This is a genomic window from Pseudomonas sp. MYb193 (assembly GCF_002966775.1).
Lineage (GTDB): Bacteria > Pseudomonadota > Gammaproteobacteria > Pseudomonadales > Pseudomonadaceae > Aquipseudomonas > Aquipseudomonas paracarnis.
This window is the reverse complement of record NZ_CP023269.1, coordinates 1,350,834-1,367,293: the sequence shown is the minus strand read 5'-3', so window position 1 is coordinate 1,367,293 and position 16,460 is coordinate 1,350,834. Positions and strand designations below refer to the sequence as shown.

General features: G+C 57.9%; 16 protein-coding genes. 9 read left to right on the top strand and 7 right to left on the bottom strand.

Annotated elements, in window-relative coordinates; all coding sequences use genetic code 11:
• Nucleotides 1–2 precede the first annotated feature (2 nt).
• Nucleotides 3–326 (top strand): ferredoxin FdxA, encoded by a 324-nt coding sequence (fdxA, locus tag CLM72_RS06195; protein ID WP_014717148.1) that lies wholly within the window; start codon nt 3–5, stop codon nt 324–326.
• A 520-nt stretch (nt 327–846) separates the two neighbouring features.
• Here the strand turns inward: fdxA and apbC are convergent.
• Complete coding sequence (gene apbC / locus CLM72_RS06190; RefSeq protein ID WP_105225910.1) at nt 847–1,941, bottom strand: iron-sulfur cluster carrier protein ApbC; 1,095 nt, start codon at nt 1,939–1,941, stop codon at nt 847–849.
• Between the two features lie 173 nt (nt 1,942–2,114).
• Here apbC and metG point away from each other — a divergent pair, with 173 nt between their 5' ends.
• From metG to CLM72_RS06170, 4 genes are all read left to right on the top strand, one after another.
• Nucleotides 2,115–4,166, top strand: coding sequence for a methionine--tRNA ligase (gene metG, locus CLM72_RS06185; protein WP_032893312.1), 2,052 nt, complete (start codon nt 2,115–2,117; stop codon nt 4,164–4,166).
• A gap of 87 nt (nt 4,167–4,253) precedes the next feature.
• On the top strand, nt 4,254–5,222 hold the full coding sequence (gene rsxB, locus CLM72_RS06180) for an electron transport complex subunit RsxB (protein WP_105225909.1): 969 nt from the start codon (nt 4,254–4,256) through the stop codon (nt 5,220–5,222).
• Between the two features lie 60 nt (nt 5,223–5,282).
• A complete protein-coding gene (gene nth / locus CLM72_RS06175) occupies nt 5,283–5,921 on the top strand; it encodes an endonuclease III (RefSeq protein ID WP_003188989.1) in 639 nt (212 codons plus the stop codon).
• 107 nt (nt 5,922–6,028) lie between these two features.
• Nucleotides 6,029–6,211 (top strand): PA3496 family putative envelope integrity protein, encoded by a 183-nt coding sequence (locus CLM72_RS06170; RefSeq protein ID WP_014717144.1) that lies wholly within the window; start codon nt 6,029–6,031, stop codon nt 6,209–6,211.
• Nucleotides 6,212–6,294: 83 nt separating this feature from the next.
• Here CLM72_RS06170 and CLM72_RS06165 read toward each other — a convergent pair whose 3' ends face one another.
• The 3 genes from CLM72_RS06165 to CLM72_RS06155 all read right to left on the bottom strand — a co-directional run bounded on the left by CLM72_RS06165 (nt 6,295) and on the right by CLM72_RS06155 (nt 9,794).
• On the bottom strand, nt 6,295–6,927 hold the full coding sequence (locus CLM72_RS06165) for a response regulator transcription factor (protein ID WP_003188986.1): 633 nt from the start codon (nt 6,925–6,927) through the stop codon (nt 6,295–6,297).
• Nucleotides 6,928–7,538: 611 nt separating this feature from the next.
• Nucleotides 7,539–8,756: an argininosuccinate synthase gene (locus CLM72_RS06160; protein WP_003188984.1), complete on the bottom strand. Its 1,218-nt coding sequence runs from the start codon at nt 8,754–8,756 to the stop codon at nt 7,539–7,541.
• A 129-nt stretch (nt 8,757–8,885) separates the two neighbouring features.
• The gene (locus tag CLM72_RS06155; RefSeq protein WP_105225908.1) at nt 8,886–9,794 is read right to left on the bottom strand and encodes an OmpA family protein; all 909 of its coding nucleotides are present in this window, start codon (nt 9,792–9,794) and stop codon (nt 8,886–8,888) included.
• A 156-nt stretch (nt 9,795–9,950) separates the two neighbouring features.
• On the opposite strand from CLM72_RS06155, the gene pyrC reads away from it, so the two are divergent.
• Together pyrC and rnt are read left to right on the top strand one after the other, a co-directional pair.
• Complete coding sequence (pyrC, locus tag CLM72_RS06150; RefSeq protein ID WP_032893318.1) at nt 9,951–10,997, top strand: dihydroorotase; 1,047 nt, start codon at nt 9,951–9,953, stop codon at nt 10,995–10,997.
• Nucleotides 10,994–11,665 carry a ribonuclease T gene (gene rnt, locus CLM72_RS06145; RefSeq protein ID WP_003188980.1) on the top strand — a complete coding sequence of 224 codons (672 nt, stop codon included), beginning with the start codon at nt 10,994–10,996 and terminating at the stop codon, nt 11,663–11,665. Before pyrC ends, rnt begins: the two co-directional genes overlap by 4 nt.
• 66 nt (nt 11,666–11,731) lie before the next feature.
• Here the strand turns inward: rnt and CLM72_RS06140 are convergent, their stop codons facing one another.
• Nucleotides 11,732–12,334 carry a peroxiredoxin gene (locus CLM72_RS06140; protein WP_034096135.1) on the bottom strand — a complete coding sequence of 201 codons (603 nt, stop codon included), beginning with the start codon at nt 12,332–12,334 and terminating at the stop codon, nt 11,732–11,734.
• A gap of 243 nt (nt 12,335–12,577) precedes the next feature.
• Between CLM72_RS06140 and CLM72_RS06135 the strand changes: the two genes are divergently transcribed.
• Entirely contained in the window at nt 12,578–12,796 is a 219-nt protein-coding gene (locus CLM72_RS06135) for a bacterioferritin-associated ferredoxin (protein ID WP_017526354.1), read from the top strand.
• A 200-nt stretch (nt 12,797–12,996) separates the two neighbouring features.
• Entirely contained in the window at nt 12,997–13,467 is a 471-nt protein-coding gene (bfr, locus tag CLM72_RS06130) for a bacterioferritin (RefSeq protein WP_054898039.1), read from the top strand.
• Between the two features lie 68 nt (nt 13,468–13,535).
• Here bfr and grxD read toward each other — a convergent pair whose 3' ends face one another.
• Nucleotides 13,536–13,874 carry a Grx4 family monothiol glutaredoxin gene (gene grxD, locus CLM72_RS06125; RefSeq protein ID WP_054898038.1) on the bottom strand — a complete coding sequence of 113 codons (339 nt, stop codon included), beginning with the start codon at nt 13,872–13,874 and terminating at the stop codon, nt 13,536–13,538.
• 77 nt (nt 13,875–13,951) lie between these two features.
• Nucleotides 13,952–16,060, bottom strand: a complete 2,109-nt coding sequence (locus CLM72_RS06120; RefSeq protein ID WP_105225907.1) for a molybdopterin oxidoreductase family protein — start codon at nt 16,058–16,060, stop codon at nt 13,952–13,954.
• Nucleotides 16,061–16,460: the final 400 nt, after the last annotated feature.

Sequence of the window (16,460 nt, the reverse complement as noted above, 5' to 3'; positions counted from 1 at the left end):
AAATGACCTTCGTCGTCACCGACAACTGCATCAAGTGCAAGTACACCGACTGCGTAGAAGTCTGTCCGGTGGACTGCTTCTACGAAGGCCCGAATTTCCTGGTTATCCACCCGGATGAGTGCATCGACTGCGCTTTGTGTGAACCAGAATGCCCGGCCGTCGCGATTTTCTCCGAGGACGAAGTGCCTGCGGGCATGGAGCAATTCATTCAGTTGAACGTCGAGTTGGCAGACATCTGGCCAAACATCACTGAGCGCAAAGATCCGATGCCGGACGCCGCCGAATGGGATGGCAAGCCCAACAAGATTGAGCAACTAGAGCGCTAAAGCGCCGCTGCCCAACAAAAAAAGGCCCTTGAGGGCCTTTTTTGCGTTCGGGGCTGCGTTCACTTTTCTACAGGCAAAAAAAGGGGCGGTATGACCCGCCCACATTTTTTCCCTAGTCCCTGTATTCCTTTTCATCATCCTGATGAATCGCATCCTGCGACGTTCCTTCAAACCATCGTTCCTTGATGGCTGTGCCAATCCGTGGACACAGGGCTGATGTTAGAGCGTTCCAAGGGAAGTTCAACGCGATCCCCACGGCGGGCTGACAAACTTTGCCGCTCGCCAGCATGAAAATAATCGTTATTTTTCAAAAAGATAGATAATAGCTTCGTCGATTCAAGACGTACGCAACCGCTAAAAAAACCAAACACTTACGAAAAAGTAAGCGAATGCTTACACGTGCATTGCGCAAAGTAGCAACAAGTCCTTTTGGCGCCCCACCTGTAGGAGCGAGCTCGCTCGCGAAAAACCTGAGAGCACCACGGATCGTCAGACTTTTCGCGTAACCGTTAAAGCCTAATCAATCGTCGCTCACGGTAATGGTCGGCATTGCCGGCGCCGTCGCTTCCTGCAAAACAATCCGCGCACCGACGTGACGGGCCAATTCCTGATAGATCATCGCGATCTGCCCATCGGCCTCTGCCGCGACGGTAGGTTTGCCACCATCGGCCTGCTCGCGAATCTCCATCGCCAATGGCAGCGATGCCAGCAGTTCAACGCCATACTGAGTAGCCAGCTTCTCTCCCCCACCTTCACCGAACAAATGCTCGGCATGCCCGCAGTTGGAACAGATGTGCACCGCCATGTTTTCCACAACGCCCAGCACCGGGATGTTGACCTTGCGGAACATCTCCACACCTTTCCTGGCATCGAGCAGCGCCAGGTCCTGAGGCGTGGTGACAATCACTGCACCGGCCACCGGCACTTTCTGCGCCAGGGTCAGTTGAATGTCGCCGGTGCCTGGCGGCATGTCGATCACCAGGTAGTCGAGGTCGCCCCAAGCCGTTTGTGTGACCAGTTGCAGCAACGCACCGGAGACCATCGGCCCGCGCCAGACCATCGGGGTGTTGTCGTCGGTGAGAAACGCCATGGACATCACTTCCACACCCAGCGACTCGATCGGTACAAACCATTTCTGATCCTTGACCTTCGGCCGTGTGCCTTCGGCGATGCCGAACATCACGCCCTGGCTCGGCCCATAGATGTCGGCATCCAGAATGCCCACGCGCGCGCCTTCCCGTGCCAGGGCCAAGGCCAGGTTGGCCGCGGTGGTGGATTTACCCACGCCGCCCTTGCCGGACGCCACCGCCACCACGTTCTTGACGTTGGTCAGGCCAGGGATCTGCGCCTGGGCCTTGTGCGGTGCGATCACGCATTGAATGTCGACCTTGGCCGAACCCACGCCGTCCAGGCCCTCGATGGCCATTTGCAACATCTGCGCCCAACCGCTTTTGAACAAACCCGCGGCATAACCCAGCTGCAACTGCACCGACACCTGGTCGCCCTGGACCTCGATGGCACGCACACAGCCGGCACTGACCGGGTCCTGGTTCAAATAAGGGTCGGTGTACTGGCGAAGAACGGCTTCCACCGCTGCGCGATTGACGGCGCTCATGGGCTACTCCCGAAAAAAAGACTGACTGAAACAGGCGGCTATCCTAACCGTTCCAGCCGCCGAACGGCATGCTTTCGAAGGTACGGAAGATTCTGAAACAGCGTCACGGGGTGAAATAAATTTCCCGGCGCTTTATAGTGGCCGACCTCCGTTTCATCAAGTAGCCGAGCCCCATGTCCGAGCCACGCAAGATCCTCGTCACCAGCGCCCTGCCCTATGCCAATGGTTCGATCCATCTTGGCCATATGCTTGAGTACATCCAGACCGATATGTGGGTGCGCTTCCAGAAGCATCGCGGCAATCAATGCATTTATGTCTGCGCGGACGACGCCCACGGTTCGGCCATCATGTTGCGCGCCGAAAAGGAAGGCATCACCCCGGAACAGCTGATCGCCAATGTGCAGGCTGAACACAGCGCCGACTTTGCCGAGTTCCTGGTGGACTTCGACAATTTTCACTCGACCCACTCCGACGAAAACCGCGAGCTGTCGAGCCAGATCTACCTGCGGTTGAAGGAAGCCGGGCACATCGACCAACGTTCGGTGACCCAGTATTTCGACCCGGAAAAGAAAATGTTCCTGGCCGACCGTTTCATCAAGGGCACCTGCCCGAAATGCGGCACCGAAGACCAGTACGGCGACAACTGCGAAAAATGCGGCGCGACCTACGCACCGACCGACTTGAAGGATCCCAAGTCAGCGATCTCCGGCGCCACTCCGGTGCTCAAGGACTCGCAGCACTTCTTCTTCAAGCTCCCGGATTTCCAGCAAATGCTGCAAACCTGGACGCGCAGCGGCACCTTGCAGGACGCCGTGGCCAACAAACTCTCCGAATGGCTCGACAGTGGCCTGCAGCAGTGGGACATCTCCCGCGACGCGCCGTACTTCGGCTTCGAGATTCCGGGCGAGCCGGGCAAGTATTTCTATGTATGGCTGGACGCGCCGATCGGCTACATGGCCAGCTTCAAGAACCTGTGCGACCGCACCCCGGAGTTGGACTTCGACGCGTTCTGGGGCAAGGACTCCACCGCCGAGCTGTACCACTTCATCGGCAAGGACATCGTCAACTTCCACGCGCTGTTCTGGCCAGCGATGCTTGAAGGCTCGGGCTACCGCAAGCCGACCGGTATTGCCGTGCACGGCTACCTGACGGTCAACGGCCAGAAAATGTCCAAGTCCCGTGGCACCTTTATCAAGGCGCGCACCTACCTGGACCACCTGTCGCCGGAATACCTGCGCTATTACTACGCGTCCAAGCTGGGCCGTGGCGTCGACGACCTGGACCTGAACCTGGAAGACTTCGTACAGAAGGTCAACTCGGACCTGGTGGGTAAAGTCGTCAACATCGCTAGCCGTTGCGCCGGGTTTATCCACAAGGGCAACGCCGGTGTACTGGTCGCCGAGAACGCCGCACCGGAACTGACCGACGCCTTCCTGGCCGCCGCGCCAAGCATCGCCGACGCTTATGAAGCCCGCGACTTTGCCCGCGCCATGCGCGAGATCATGGGCCTGGCCGACCGCGCCAACGCGTGGATCGCCGACAAGGCGCCGTGGTCACTGAACAAGCAGGAAGGCAAGGAAGCTGAAGTCCAGGCGATCTGCGCCACCGGGGTCAACCTGTTCCGCCAGTTGGTGATCTTCCTCAAGCCGGTGCTGCCACTGCTGGCCGCCGATGCCGAGGCGTTCCTCAACGTGGCGCCGTTGAGCTGGAACGATCACACCACCTTGCTCGGCAATCATCAATTGAACGCGTTCAAGCCCTTGATGACCCGAATTGACCCGGTGAAAGTCCAGGCCATGACCGACGCTTCGAAAGAAGACCTGGTGGCCAGCCAGACCGATACCGGCCAATCCGCGCCGGCGGGCAATGGCGAACTGGCCAAGGACCCGATTTCCCCGGAAATCGATTTCGACGCCTTTGCCGCCGTAGACCTGCGTGTGGCGCTGATCATCAAGGCCGAAGCCGTCGAAGGTGCCGACAAGCTGCTGCGCCTGACGCTGGATATCGGTGACGAACAGCGCAACGTATTCTCCGGCATCAAGAGCGCTTACCCGGACCCGTCCAAGCTCGATGGCCGCCTGACCATGATGATCGCCAACCTCAAGCCACGGAAAATGAAGTTCGGCATTTCCGAAGGCATGGTGATGGCGGCGGGCCCTGGCGGCGAAGAAATCTACCTGCTGAGCCCGGACAGCGGTGCCAAGCCGGGTCAACGCATCAAGTAACCTCTGCAAAATGCCCCGCTGTTGCTAACGGCGGGGCTTCTCAGCTTGCCCTCCTCCCTGGGCCGGGGTCAACGCTATGATCACAGCATGAACCTCATTCAACGTATCGACGCGCTGCTGCCGCAGACTCAATGCGGCAAGTGCGGGCACCCGGGTTGCAAGCCTTACGCAGAAGGTATCGCTAAAGGCGAAGCCATCAACAAGTGCCCGCCCGGTGGGCAGGAAACCATTGAGGGGCTCGCGCAACTGCTGCGCCTGCCGGTACTGGAGCTGGACACCAGTCGTGGAGATGCGCCTGCGCAAGTCGCCTATATCCGCGAAGCCGAATGCATCGGTTGTACCAAATGCATCCAGGCCTGCCCGGTGGACGCCATTGTGGGTGCCGCCAAGTTGATGCACACCGTGATTGTCGACGAGTGCACCGGTTGCGACCTGTGTGTTGCGCCCTGCCCTGTCGACTGTATCGAGATGCGCCCGCTTGCTGACGTTCTGCCTATCGTCGGTGACTTGGCCAGCAACGATGATGAACGGCGTGCGCGCGACCTCAAACGCAACCGGGCACGGCGACGCTTCGAACAACGTAACGCCCGTCTGCAACGTGAAGAAGCTTGCATGCTCGCCGAACGCCTGGCACGAGCCAAGCGCGCAGCGCCGATGGAGGTGGCACCGGTCGATAATACTCAGGCCGCTCAGGACGCTGCGATCAAGCAGGCCAAAAGCAGCGTCGCCATGAGTCGCGCTCAGTTGCACAAATCCTTGAAAGCGTTTGGGCATCCGCCGACCTTTGAGCAACAGTCGCAATTGATTATGCTGCAGCGACAGTTCGAGGCATCCGAGCAGGCGCTTACCGCACTAGAGACCAACAGCTCACCGCAGCCACCACAGACGGCCACTAAAAGCGCCGAGTTCAAGCGCGCAAAAATCCAGCTGGCCATGCGCCGTGCAGCGTTGAAAAAGGCTCAGGATCACCATGCTGACGAGCATCAATTGGCAGCCTTGAAAGCCGCATTGAGTGATGCCGAGCAAACGCTACAAGATGCCGAGGCCAACGGCTAACCCACTGCGCTGTGTATTGCTAACATTACGCCGACCGCCTGCAAGGAAACGTCTGTCCCTATGAATGCCGCAAAACGCCTGGAAATCTTCCGCAGGTTTCACGAAGACAATCCGGAACCGAAAACCGAACTGGCCTACTCCTCACCGTTCGAATTACTGATTGCGGTGATCCTTTCGGCTCAATCCACGGACGTTGGCGTTAACAAGGCCACGGCGAAGTTGTACCCCGTGGCCAATACACCCGCCGCGATTTACGCCCTGGGTGTGGAAGGCCTGTCCGAATACATCAAGACCATCGGCCTGTATAACAGCAAAGCCAAGAATGTGATCGAAACGTGCCGCCTGCTGCTGGAGCTGCATGGGGGTGAGGTGCCACAAACCCGCGAAGCCCTCGAAGCCTTGCCTGGCGTGGGCCGCAAAACGGCTAACGTGGTACTCAATACGGCGTTTCGGCAGTTGACCATGGCGGTGGACACGCACATTTTCCGCGTCAGCAACCGAACCGGCATTGCGCGGGGCAAAAATGTGGTTGAGGTGGAAAAGCAATTGATGAAGTTCGTGCCCAAGCCCTATCTGCTCGACTCCCACCATTGGCTGATCCTGCACGGACGCTACGTTTGCCAGGCCCGCAAGCCGCGCTGCGGCAGCTGCCGTATCGAAGACTTGTGCGAATACAAGGACAAGACCTCCGACGATTGAGCGATCATTGGTTTTTGTGATCAGGCGATTGAAAAAATCTTTTTTACCCGTTCGCGGATTATCGCTATAAGGAGCCCCAACGGCAGTCTTAGCCTGGAGTTGACCTTATGAGCGCTGGCAACGAACAACTGGAAGTGGAAGACGACCTCGTTGAGTCGGATGACGATGTGGTAGAGGCACCTGTAGCAGAGGTGGCCAAGACCAATTTAAGCAAACGCCGCACTATCGACAATCTTCTGGAAGAGCGACGCTTGCAAAAACAGCTGGCCGATTACGACTTCGATCTCTGATCAAGCCGTTGACGGCCGGAAGCCTCCCTGACGGAGGCTTTTTTCTGCCGGTTACACGGGTATTCAAGGGGTGCAATATCCTCCTAGACCAAGCCGTTGCGTTGGGCCAGTTCGATCAGGTCCACGAGGGACCTGGCATTGAGCTTGAGCAGCAAGCGCGTCTTGTAGGTACTGACGGTTTTGTTGCTGAGGAACATGCCATCGGCAATTTCCTTGTTGGTTTTGCCACGGGCCAGTTGCTGCAGCACCATCATCTCCCGCCCCGATAAGCGTTCGACCATGTCGGCTTCACTGGCATTGCCCATGGTTGACCGTACTGAGTTGAGCGCCTGGTTCGGGAAATAGCTATAGCCGGAAAGCACCGCCTTGATGGCACTGAGCAACTCTGTCAGATCCTGCTGCTTGCACACATAGCCGGCGGCACCTGCCTGCATGCAGCGCATGGAAAAATGGCCGGGCGCCTGGGACGTCAGCACCAGCACCTTGAACGAGACGGCTTGCTTGGTCGAAGCCAGCCGACAAATAACTTCCAGGCCGTCGAGCTTGGGGATTCCGATATCCAGTATCACAATATCCGGCATATGTTCCCGTGCAAGTTGCAACGCATCGACACCGTTATCAGTCTCGGCAACGACCTCATAACCATGACGCTCCATTAGCATGCGCACAGCAAGACGAATGACGGGATGATCATCCACGATCAGCACTTTATTCATGAGAAAGTCCAATTTCGCTGTTCGAATTATTTAGAGCAAACACAATAGCCTAGTCGATTACTAGTTGGCATAGCATTCCCCCCCGAGCAAGAGCAGGCAGAGACCCAACCCACAAGAAGATAGGAATTAGCCTACAAAAATTCGCCAACTTAGATGCATAGAGCTTTATGGTTGCTTTCAGACCTTTCTCGACGCGTACATATTTTGAGTGAAAGATCATGACCATCAGCCCGTAAAAGTAAACGTGCCGCACAAGTCTTTCAGGAAATACCCCTTGTTTGTCGCAATGACGCCAGCAAACCGCCCCGAAAAAACTATCCGCATTAGTTCCATTTAACATATTTCGACACTTCCATAATTCCTACAGAAAATTCAACAACTCACATATCCATTGCAGCTACATGAGTGAATTTTCTGTCAGACATAGTTCCTCCTCAGATGTAAAAAATCATTCAACCTTAAAAATATAAAGATAAACTGGATAATAATTGCGCAAGTTACGGAAAAATCCTTAAACACACGCTAAACGCTAATAAACAGCGCCGCATCTAAAATCCAGGCAAAAAAAGGCCCCTTGCAAAAGGGGCCTTTTTTCACGACAGACGCACGGTTCAGAACAACGAGCGGCCCTTGTTGGCAGCAATGCGCATGCGCAGCGCGTTCAACTTGATGAAGCCTGCCGCGTCCGCCTGATTGTAGGCGCCGCCGTCTTCTTCGAAGGTGGCGATGTTGGAGTCGAACAGCGACTCATCGGACTTGCGGCCGGTGACGATCACGTTGCCCTTGTACAGCTTCAGGCGCACGACGCCGTTCACGTGGGCCTGGGAAGCGTCGATCATCTGTTGCAGCATCAGACGCTCAGGGCTCCACCAGTAACCGGTGTAGATCAGGCTGGCATACTTGGGCATCAGCTCGTCTTTAAGGTGGGCGACTTCACGGTCCAGGGTGATGGACTCGATGGCGCGGTGGGCACGCAGCATGATGGTGCCGCCCGGGGTTTCGTAGCAACCGCGAGACTTCATGCCCACATAACGGTTCTCGACGATGTCGAGACGGCCGATACCATGCTGACCGCCGATGCGGTTCAGGGTCGCCAGTACGGTGGCCGGGGTCATTTCAACGCCGTCCAGCGCAACGATGTCGCCGTTGCGGTAAGTCAGTTCCAGGTACTGCGCCTTGTCTGGAGCGTTCTCCGGGGAGACCGTCCATTTCCACATATCTTCTTCGTGCTCGGTCCAGGTGTCTTCCAGCACGCCGCCTTCATAGGAAATGTGCAGCAGGTTGGCGTCCATCGAGTACGGCGACTTCTTCTTGCCATGGCGCTCGATCGGAATAGCGTGCTTTTCAGCGTAATCCATCAGCTTTTCACGGGACAGCAGGTCCCATTCACGCCACGGCGCAATGACTTTAACGCCTGGCTTGAGTGCGTAGGCACCCAGTTCGAAACGTACCTGGTCGTTGCCCTTGCCGGTGGCGCCGTGAGAAATGGCGTCGGCGCCCGTTTCATTGGCGATCTCGATCAGGCGCTTGGCGATCAGCGGACGTGCGATGGAGGTACCCAGCAGGTACTCACCTTCGTAGACAGTGTTGGCGCGAAACATCGGGAAAACGAAATCGCGGACGAACTCTTCGCGCAGGTCGTCAATGTAGATCTCTTTCACGCCCATGGCTTGCGCCTTGGCACGTGCAGGTTCGACCTCTTCACCCTGACCCAGGTCAGCGGTGAAGGTCACCACTTCACAGTTATAAGTATCCTGCAGCCACTTGAGGATCACCGAAGTGTCCAGGCCGCCGGAATACGCGAGAACGACCTTGTTTACGTCGGCCATGCCATCACTCCACGGGGTTGTACGGAAAGGCGACGATTCTACCGATCAAAACCGTGAAATTACAGGGGCGCGACAGCAAATGAAGATAAAGCGACAGATTATGTCGAGTGGGCGACCGATGGTCGCCTCTTATGAGGTAGCCGCCGGGTTGCTCGGCGCAGTGGCCTGAGGCGCCGGTTTCTCTGGGGTAGCCACCCGCTCAAGCTGAATATTTACACGGCGGTTACGCGCACGGTTGGCGGCATTAGTGTTGGGCGCCAAGGGGTAGCTTTCGCCATGGAAGCGCATCGTGATTTGCGATTCCTGGATGCCGTTGGCCTTGAAGTAGTCCATCACCGCCAGGGCGCGGCGCCGTGAGACGTCACGGTTGGTCAGGCGATTGCCACTGTTGTCGGAATGGCCGTTCAACTCGACATGATTGACCGTGGGATCGGCTTTCATGAATGCCAGGATCACCGACAACTTCTTCTTGGCCGCCGCGTCCAGCTCAATACCACCACCGGGGAAGCCCACTTCAGTCTGTTTGACCTGGTCGTAATTCATGGGCAGCAGCTTGGTGGTGCACACCTGATAATCGTTGTACGCCTTGTTGAACTTCACAGGCAGCAGGCGAATTTCCGAGTAGCCGCCTTGACGCCCGTAATGCCGCACGGTCGGGCTGCGCCCTTCAAGCAAACCCGTGAACAGGCGGCCGGCCTGGGCCTGGGAGCTATTGAACAGGACGTCGCCGCTGCCGACACGCACGGCCCCAAGGTTGATATCACCTCGGCCCGGCTGCCACGGCGCGGCCGCGGCCAATAAGGTTGCCGAGCCGGCGCCAAGGGTGCCGCCATAGGTTTTCAGACGAAACGTTGCCTGCTCGCCGGCCCGGCGCACGAACTCACCGGAACCGAAATCGGTGATCGGCTGGGTCAGGCGGCACTCGAACTGATCGCCCTCTACCTTCCACTCAATATTCTCCAGACGTGTCTGGAACGTGAGGGCCGCCGCAGGCAGGCTGGCGAACACACTGAGCAGGGCTAGATAATACTGGCGCACGGGAGGCTCCACTGGTTTCTACAACACTTCAAAGCGTCATACATCGTTAAGGCATACCCGGAGATATCGGTAGCATCCGGCAAAACTTGATAGCGAGTGCCTGCAAGAGTCTTTTCCGGTAGCATTCCCACCAGATTGACCCGCCTGGAATCCCCAATGTCCGACCGCCTGACCCTGCTGCGTCCCGACGACTGGCATATTCATCTTCGCGATGGTGCTGCGTTACCCCAAACCGTGGCCGATGTGGCCCGCACGTTTGGCCGTGCCATCATCATGCCTAACCTGGTACCTCCGGTGCGCAATGCCGCAGAAGCCGACGCCTATCGCCAGCGCATCCTCGCTGCACGACCGGCCGGCAGCCGCTTCGAACCGTTGATGGTGCTCTACCTGACCGACCGCACCCAGCCTGAAGAAATCCGTGAAGCCAAGGCCAGCGGTTATGTGCACGCCGCCAAGCTGTACCCGGCAGGTGCGACCACCAACTCCGATTCCGGTGTAACCAGTATCGACAAGATCCTGCCGGCGATCGAAGCCATGGCGGAGGTCGGCATGCCATTGCTGATCCACGGGGAAGTCACCCGTGGCGACGTGGATGTGTTCGATCGCGAAAAAATCTTCATCGATGAACACATGCGTCGTGTGGTCGAGTTGTTCCCTACGCTCAAAGTGGTGTTTGAACACATCACCACCGCCGATGCGGTGCAGTTCGTCAGCGAAGCGTCGGCCAACGTTGGCGCGACCATCACCGCTCATCACCTGCTCTACAACCGCAACCACATGCTGGTGGGCGGGATTCGGCCGCATTTCTATTGCCTGCCTATCCTCAAGCGCAATACCCACCAGGTGGCACTGCTGGATGCCGCCACCAGCGGCAGCCCGAAGTTCTTCCTCGGCACCGACTCTGCGCCACACGCCCAGCACGCCAAGGAAGCCGCATGCGGCTGCGCCGGCTGCTACACCGCGTTTGCCGCCATCGAGTTGTACGCCGAAGCGTTCGAACAGCGTAACGCGCTGGACAAACTCGAAGGTTTCGCCAGCCTCAACGGCCCGCGTTTCTACGGCCTGCCGGCGAATACCGACCGCATTACCCTGGTCCGTGAAGACTGGACCGCCCCTGCCAGCCTGCCGTTTGGCGAGCTGACCGTTATCCCGCTGCGCGCCGGTGAAACACTGCGCTGGCGCCTGCTGGAGGAAAGCAAGTGAGTGAAGACCATTACGACGACGAACAAGAGCACGGCGGTGGCGGCTCGCGCCATCCGATGGCCGAGCGTTTTCGCGGTTATCTGCCGGTTGTCATCGACGTAGAAACCGGTGGTTTCAACTGCGCCACCGACGCCTTGCTGGAAATCGCCGCAACCACCATCGGCATGGACGAACAGGGCTTTGTGTACCCGGAACACACTCATTTCTTCCGCGTCGAGCCGTTTGAAGGCGCCAATATCGAAGCCGCTGCCCTGGAATTCACCGGGATCAAGCTCGACCACCCGCTGCGCATGGCGGTAAGTGAAGAAGCGGCGCTGACCGATATCTTCCGTGGCGTGCGCAAGGCGTTGAAGGCCAATGGCTGCAAACGTGCGATTCTGGTCGGCCACAACAGCAGTTTCGACCTGGGCTTCCTGAACGCCGCCGTGGCGCGGCTGGACATGAAGCGCAACCCGTTTCATCCGTTCTCCAGTTTCGACACCGCAACGCTTGCCGGCCTGGCCTACGGTCAGACCGTTCTGGCCAAAGCCTGCCAGGCGGCCGGTATCGACTTTGACGGGCGTGAAGCCCACTCGGCCCGCTACGACACCGAGAAGACCGCCGAGCTGTTCTGCGGCATCGTCAATCGGTGGAAACAGATGGGCGGCTGGGAAGACTTCAACGACTGAAGGCAAATCCCGCGGATAAAAAAACCGGCCTTTTCAGGCCGGTTTTTTTTGTACCGTGACGTTGGCTTACAGCTTGCCAGCGTTCTCGGTCAGGTAAGCCGCAACGCCTTCTGGCGAAGCGTTCATGCCTTTGTCGCCTTTTTTCCAGTTGGCAGGGCAGACTTCGCCGTGCTCTTCGTGGAATTGCAGCGCGTCGACCAGGCGGATCAGCTCTTCCATGTTACGGCCCAGCGGCAGGTCGTTGATGATCTGCGAGCGCACAACGCCCTTGTCGTCGATCAGGAACGCGCCACGGAACGCAACGCCGCCTTCGGACTCAACGTCGTAAGCCTTGGCGATCTCGTGCTTCATGTCGGCAGCCATGGTGTATTTGACTTTGCCGATGCCGCCGTCGTTGATGGCGGTGTTGCGCCAGGCGTTGTGGGTGAAATGGGAGTCGATGGAAACCGCGACCACTTCAACATTGCGCGCTTTGAAATCGTCCATGCGGTGGTCCAGGGCGATCAGCTCCGAAGGGCAGACGAAGGTGAAGTCCAGCGGGTAGAAGAACACCAGGCCGTATTTGCCTTTGATGGCTTCAGACAGCTTGAAGCTGTCTACGATTTCGCCATTGCCGAGGACGGCTGGTACGTCGAAATCCGGGGCTTGTTTACCGACGAGTACGCTCATTGGATATCTCCTGATATAGGGGTGACGATTGAAGTAAAAGGACCGGTCGAGTCTGCCTGTGGAAACAGACAGAAATATGACGCAATCACGCTTCGTGAAGACCGACCATCATACACCGAAAAAACCGTTCGTCAGCGCACGGGCAATTCCCCCCGGATTGCTGCTGAAACTATTTTGACAATCATTCTCGTTAACATTAAGATCCATCGCACTTAAGCCATAAACCCGCGACGGTTCTCACTTATGTATGTCTGCCTCTGCACTGGCGTCACCGACGGACAAATCCGCGAAGCAATCTATGAAGGTTGCTGCAGCTACAAAGAAGTGCGTGAAACCACCGGCGTTGCCAGCCAGTGCGGCAAATGTGCTTGCCTGGCCAAGCAAGTGGTACGGGAAACCCTGACGCAGCTGCAAACAGCCCAGGCCGCACTCCCCTACTCGACAGAATTTACACACGCCTGATAGGCATGTTTTAAAGAGCCGGACCTTGTGTCCGGTTTTTTTATGCCTGTAATTCAATTAGTTAGCGCCAAGACGCGGAACACAAACATTCTTATTCCGATTAATTTTCATTTATTATTCAATAACTTAGGTTTGACACTAGGATTTTCACCGCTCAGACTCCGCCCTATACACAGCTATTACAGGGCAGGACCCCAGTCATGAAAGGCGACATCTCAGTCATCCAGCAACTCAACAAAATCCTTGCCAATGAACTGGTCGCGATCAATCAGTACTTCCTGCATGCGCGCATGTACGATGACTGGGGCCTGGAAAAGCTCGGCAAGCGTGAATACAAAGAATCGATCAAGGCCATGAAGGACGCCGACGCGCTGATCAAGCGCATCCTGTTCCTGGAAGGCCTGCCGAACGTGCAGGACCTGGGCAAGCTGAACATCGGCGAGCACACCCAGGAAATGATCAGCAGCGACCTGGGCTTTGAGCGCAAGAGCCACAGCGACCTGAAGGCTGGTATCGCTCACTGCGAAACCAAGGGCGATTTCGGCAGCCGTGAACTGTTGGAAGATATCCTGGAAGATCAGGAAGAGCATATCGACTGGCTTGAAACCCAGTTGGGCCTGATCGACAAGGTCAGCCTGGAGAATTACCTGCAATCGCAGATGGGTGAATAATCCGTAGCGTTCAGGCACAAAAAAGCCCCGCTCTCACCAGAGAAGCGGGGCTTTTTATTGCTCGCCAATTAGGCGTCAGTCTTGACTGCTGCTTTTTGCGCTGCGTCTTTGATCAGCGCTTGCAGCGAGCCATCAGCTGCCATTTCAGTGATGATGTCGCTACCGCCAACCAGCTCACCGGCTACCCACAACTGCGGGAAAGTCGGCCAGTTGGCGTACTTTGGCAGGTTGGCGCGGATTTCAGGGTTTTGCAGGATATCCACGTAAGCGAACTTCTCGCCACATGCCATCACAGCCTGGGACGCTTTTGCGGAGAAACCGCACTGAGGCGCGTTAGGTGCGCCCTTCATGTAAAGCAGAATGGTGTTGTTGGCAATCTGCTCTTTGATCGTTTCGATGATATCCATGGAACACCTCTGCAGGAACTTTGCGACTCACGGGTCGGCACGGTGGCGCATTGTAACGCAAAAATCCAGCAGGATGCTCAGGCCGCCGCCACCTTCACCGGTACGCCGTTGAGCGCCGCATTACCCGACAACTCGTCCAATTGCCGCTCGTCGGTCAAGTCATTGGCACTCGCCCCCGGCTGGCTGCTCGCGATGCTCATCTGCACGCCCGGACGACCGTGGCCCCAGCCGTGAGGCAGGCTGACCACACCCGGCATCATGTCCGTGCTGGCCGCTACTTCCACCTCGACCATACCGATACGCGAACTCACCCGCACCCGCTGGCCATCGCTCAACTGACGGCTAGCCAGATCATCGGGGTGCATCAGTAGTTGATGGCGTGGCTTACCCTTCACCAGCCGGTGATAGTTATGCATCCAGGAATTATTGCTGCGCACATGCCGCCTGCCAATCAATAGCAGTTCGTCGGCCACCGGCACCGGCTGCGCGGCGAAACGCGCCAGGTCGGCCAGGATCACGGCCGGTGCCGCTTGCACCTTGCCATCCGCGGTTTTCAAACGTGCCGCGAGGTTGGGCTTGAGCGGCCCCAGGTCGACGCCATGGGGATGATCCGCCAACATCGCCACCGACAGTTTATGACTGGATGCGTCACCATAGGCACCCGCACGCAGCCCGAAGTCGATCATCTGTGCCGGTGGCAGGGTGGGCTTGAGCACCGCGCCAGTGTGCGCCGCAAACGCCTTGGCCAAGCCGACAAAGATCTCCCAGTCATGCAATGCACCCTCGGGCTTGGGCAGGATGGCGCGATTGAAGCGTGTGACATTGCGTACCGCGAACAGATTGAAGGTGGTGTCGTAGTGATCGTTTTCCAGCGCCGAGGTGGAGGGCAAGATCAGGTCGGCATAACGCGTGGTCTCGTTGATATACAGGTCGATGCTGACCATGAACTCCAGCCCGTCCAGGGCTTGTTCCAATTGGCGGCCGTTAGGCGTGGACAGTACCGGGTTGCCGGCCACCGTCACCAGGGCGCGGATCTGCCCTTCACCCTCGGTAAGCATTTCTTCGGCCAGGGCTGACACCGGCAGTTCTCCGCCGTACTCCGGTCGCCCGGACACGCGGCTCTGCCAGCGGTTGAAATGGCCGCCGCTGGTGGAGGCCACCAGGTCCACCGCGGGGCTGGTGCAGAGCGCGCCGCCGACGCGGTCCAGGTTGCCGGTCACCAGGTTGATCAGTTGCACCAGCCAATGGCACAGCGTGCCAAACGCTTGGGTCGAGACCCCCATGCGGCCATAACAAACGGCCTTGTCAGCGCCGGCGAAGTCCCTGGCCAACTGGCGAATCTGCTCGGCAGGCACCGCACACTGGCGGCTCATGGCCTCGGCATCGAAGCCGGTAATCGCCTTGCGTACATCATCCAGGCCTTGCACCGGCAAATGGCTGTCGCGTGTCAGCCCTTCGGAGAACAAAGTGTTGAGCACCCCAAACAACAATGCCGCATCGCCGCCGGGGCGCACGAACACGTGCTGGTCGGCGATGGCTGCCGTCTCGCTGCGCCGAGGGTCGACCACCACCACTTTTCCGCCCCGCGCCTGGATGGCCTTGAGGCGTTTCTCCACATCGGGCACGGTCATGATGCTGCCATTGGAAGCTAGCGGGTTGCCGCCGAGGATCAACATGAAGTCGGTCTGGTCGATATCGGGTATGGGCAACAACAGGCCGTGGCCGTACATCAGGTGACTGGTGAGGTGATGAGGCAGTTGGTCTACCGAGGTCGCGGAAAAACGATTGCGCGTCTTCAACAGCCCTAGAAAGTAGTTGCTGTGGGTCATCAACCCATAGTTATGCACGCTTGGGTTGCCCTGATACACCGCCACCGCGTTCTGCCCATGCCGCGCCTGGATACCCGCAAGCCGCTCGGCCACCAGGGCAAAGGCTTCATCCCAGGCAATCGGCTGCCATTCGCTGCCCACCCGCCGCATGGGTTGGTGCAGGCGGTCTGGGTCATTCTGGATGTCCTGCAGGGCCACCGCCTTGGGGCAGATGTGGCCGCGACTGAAACTGTCCAGAGGGTCGCCCTTGATCGAGGTGATCGCCAGGCTACCGTCTTCGGCTTGGGTGGTTTCCAGGGTGAGGCCGCAGATGGCTTCGCACAGGTGGCAGGCACGGTGGTGGAGAGTCTTGGTCATGGCCAGTCTCTTTTATAGGGGCTTTGACTCAACTATGGGCCGCGACCACTTGGCGCGCCAGCAACCTTCGCGTTGTGAATCGACGGGCATAGGCCAGGGCATGGCTAAACATGAGCAAATGTTTCAGAAACCTTGTCAGCAGGCGCTGAAACCGACGCGACCTGGCCCAAGCCCGCCCCCGCGCATTGCAAAAGGCCTGGACGCCAGTGTACAAATGGCTCGCTGCTGTCAGGAAATCGTCTTCAAACGCGCGCCAGCGCCCTGCTTGAACACCCCTAAAGCCGTAGCCCTATTGGTAAAACGCGACATTTAATGTCAATATCGCGTCCTCCCCTATTTCGTCGCCCCGTGCGGCTTTCGCCGCAGGTCTCGCCCGTTGTCGCAATAAACAAGGCTTTGA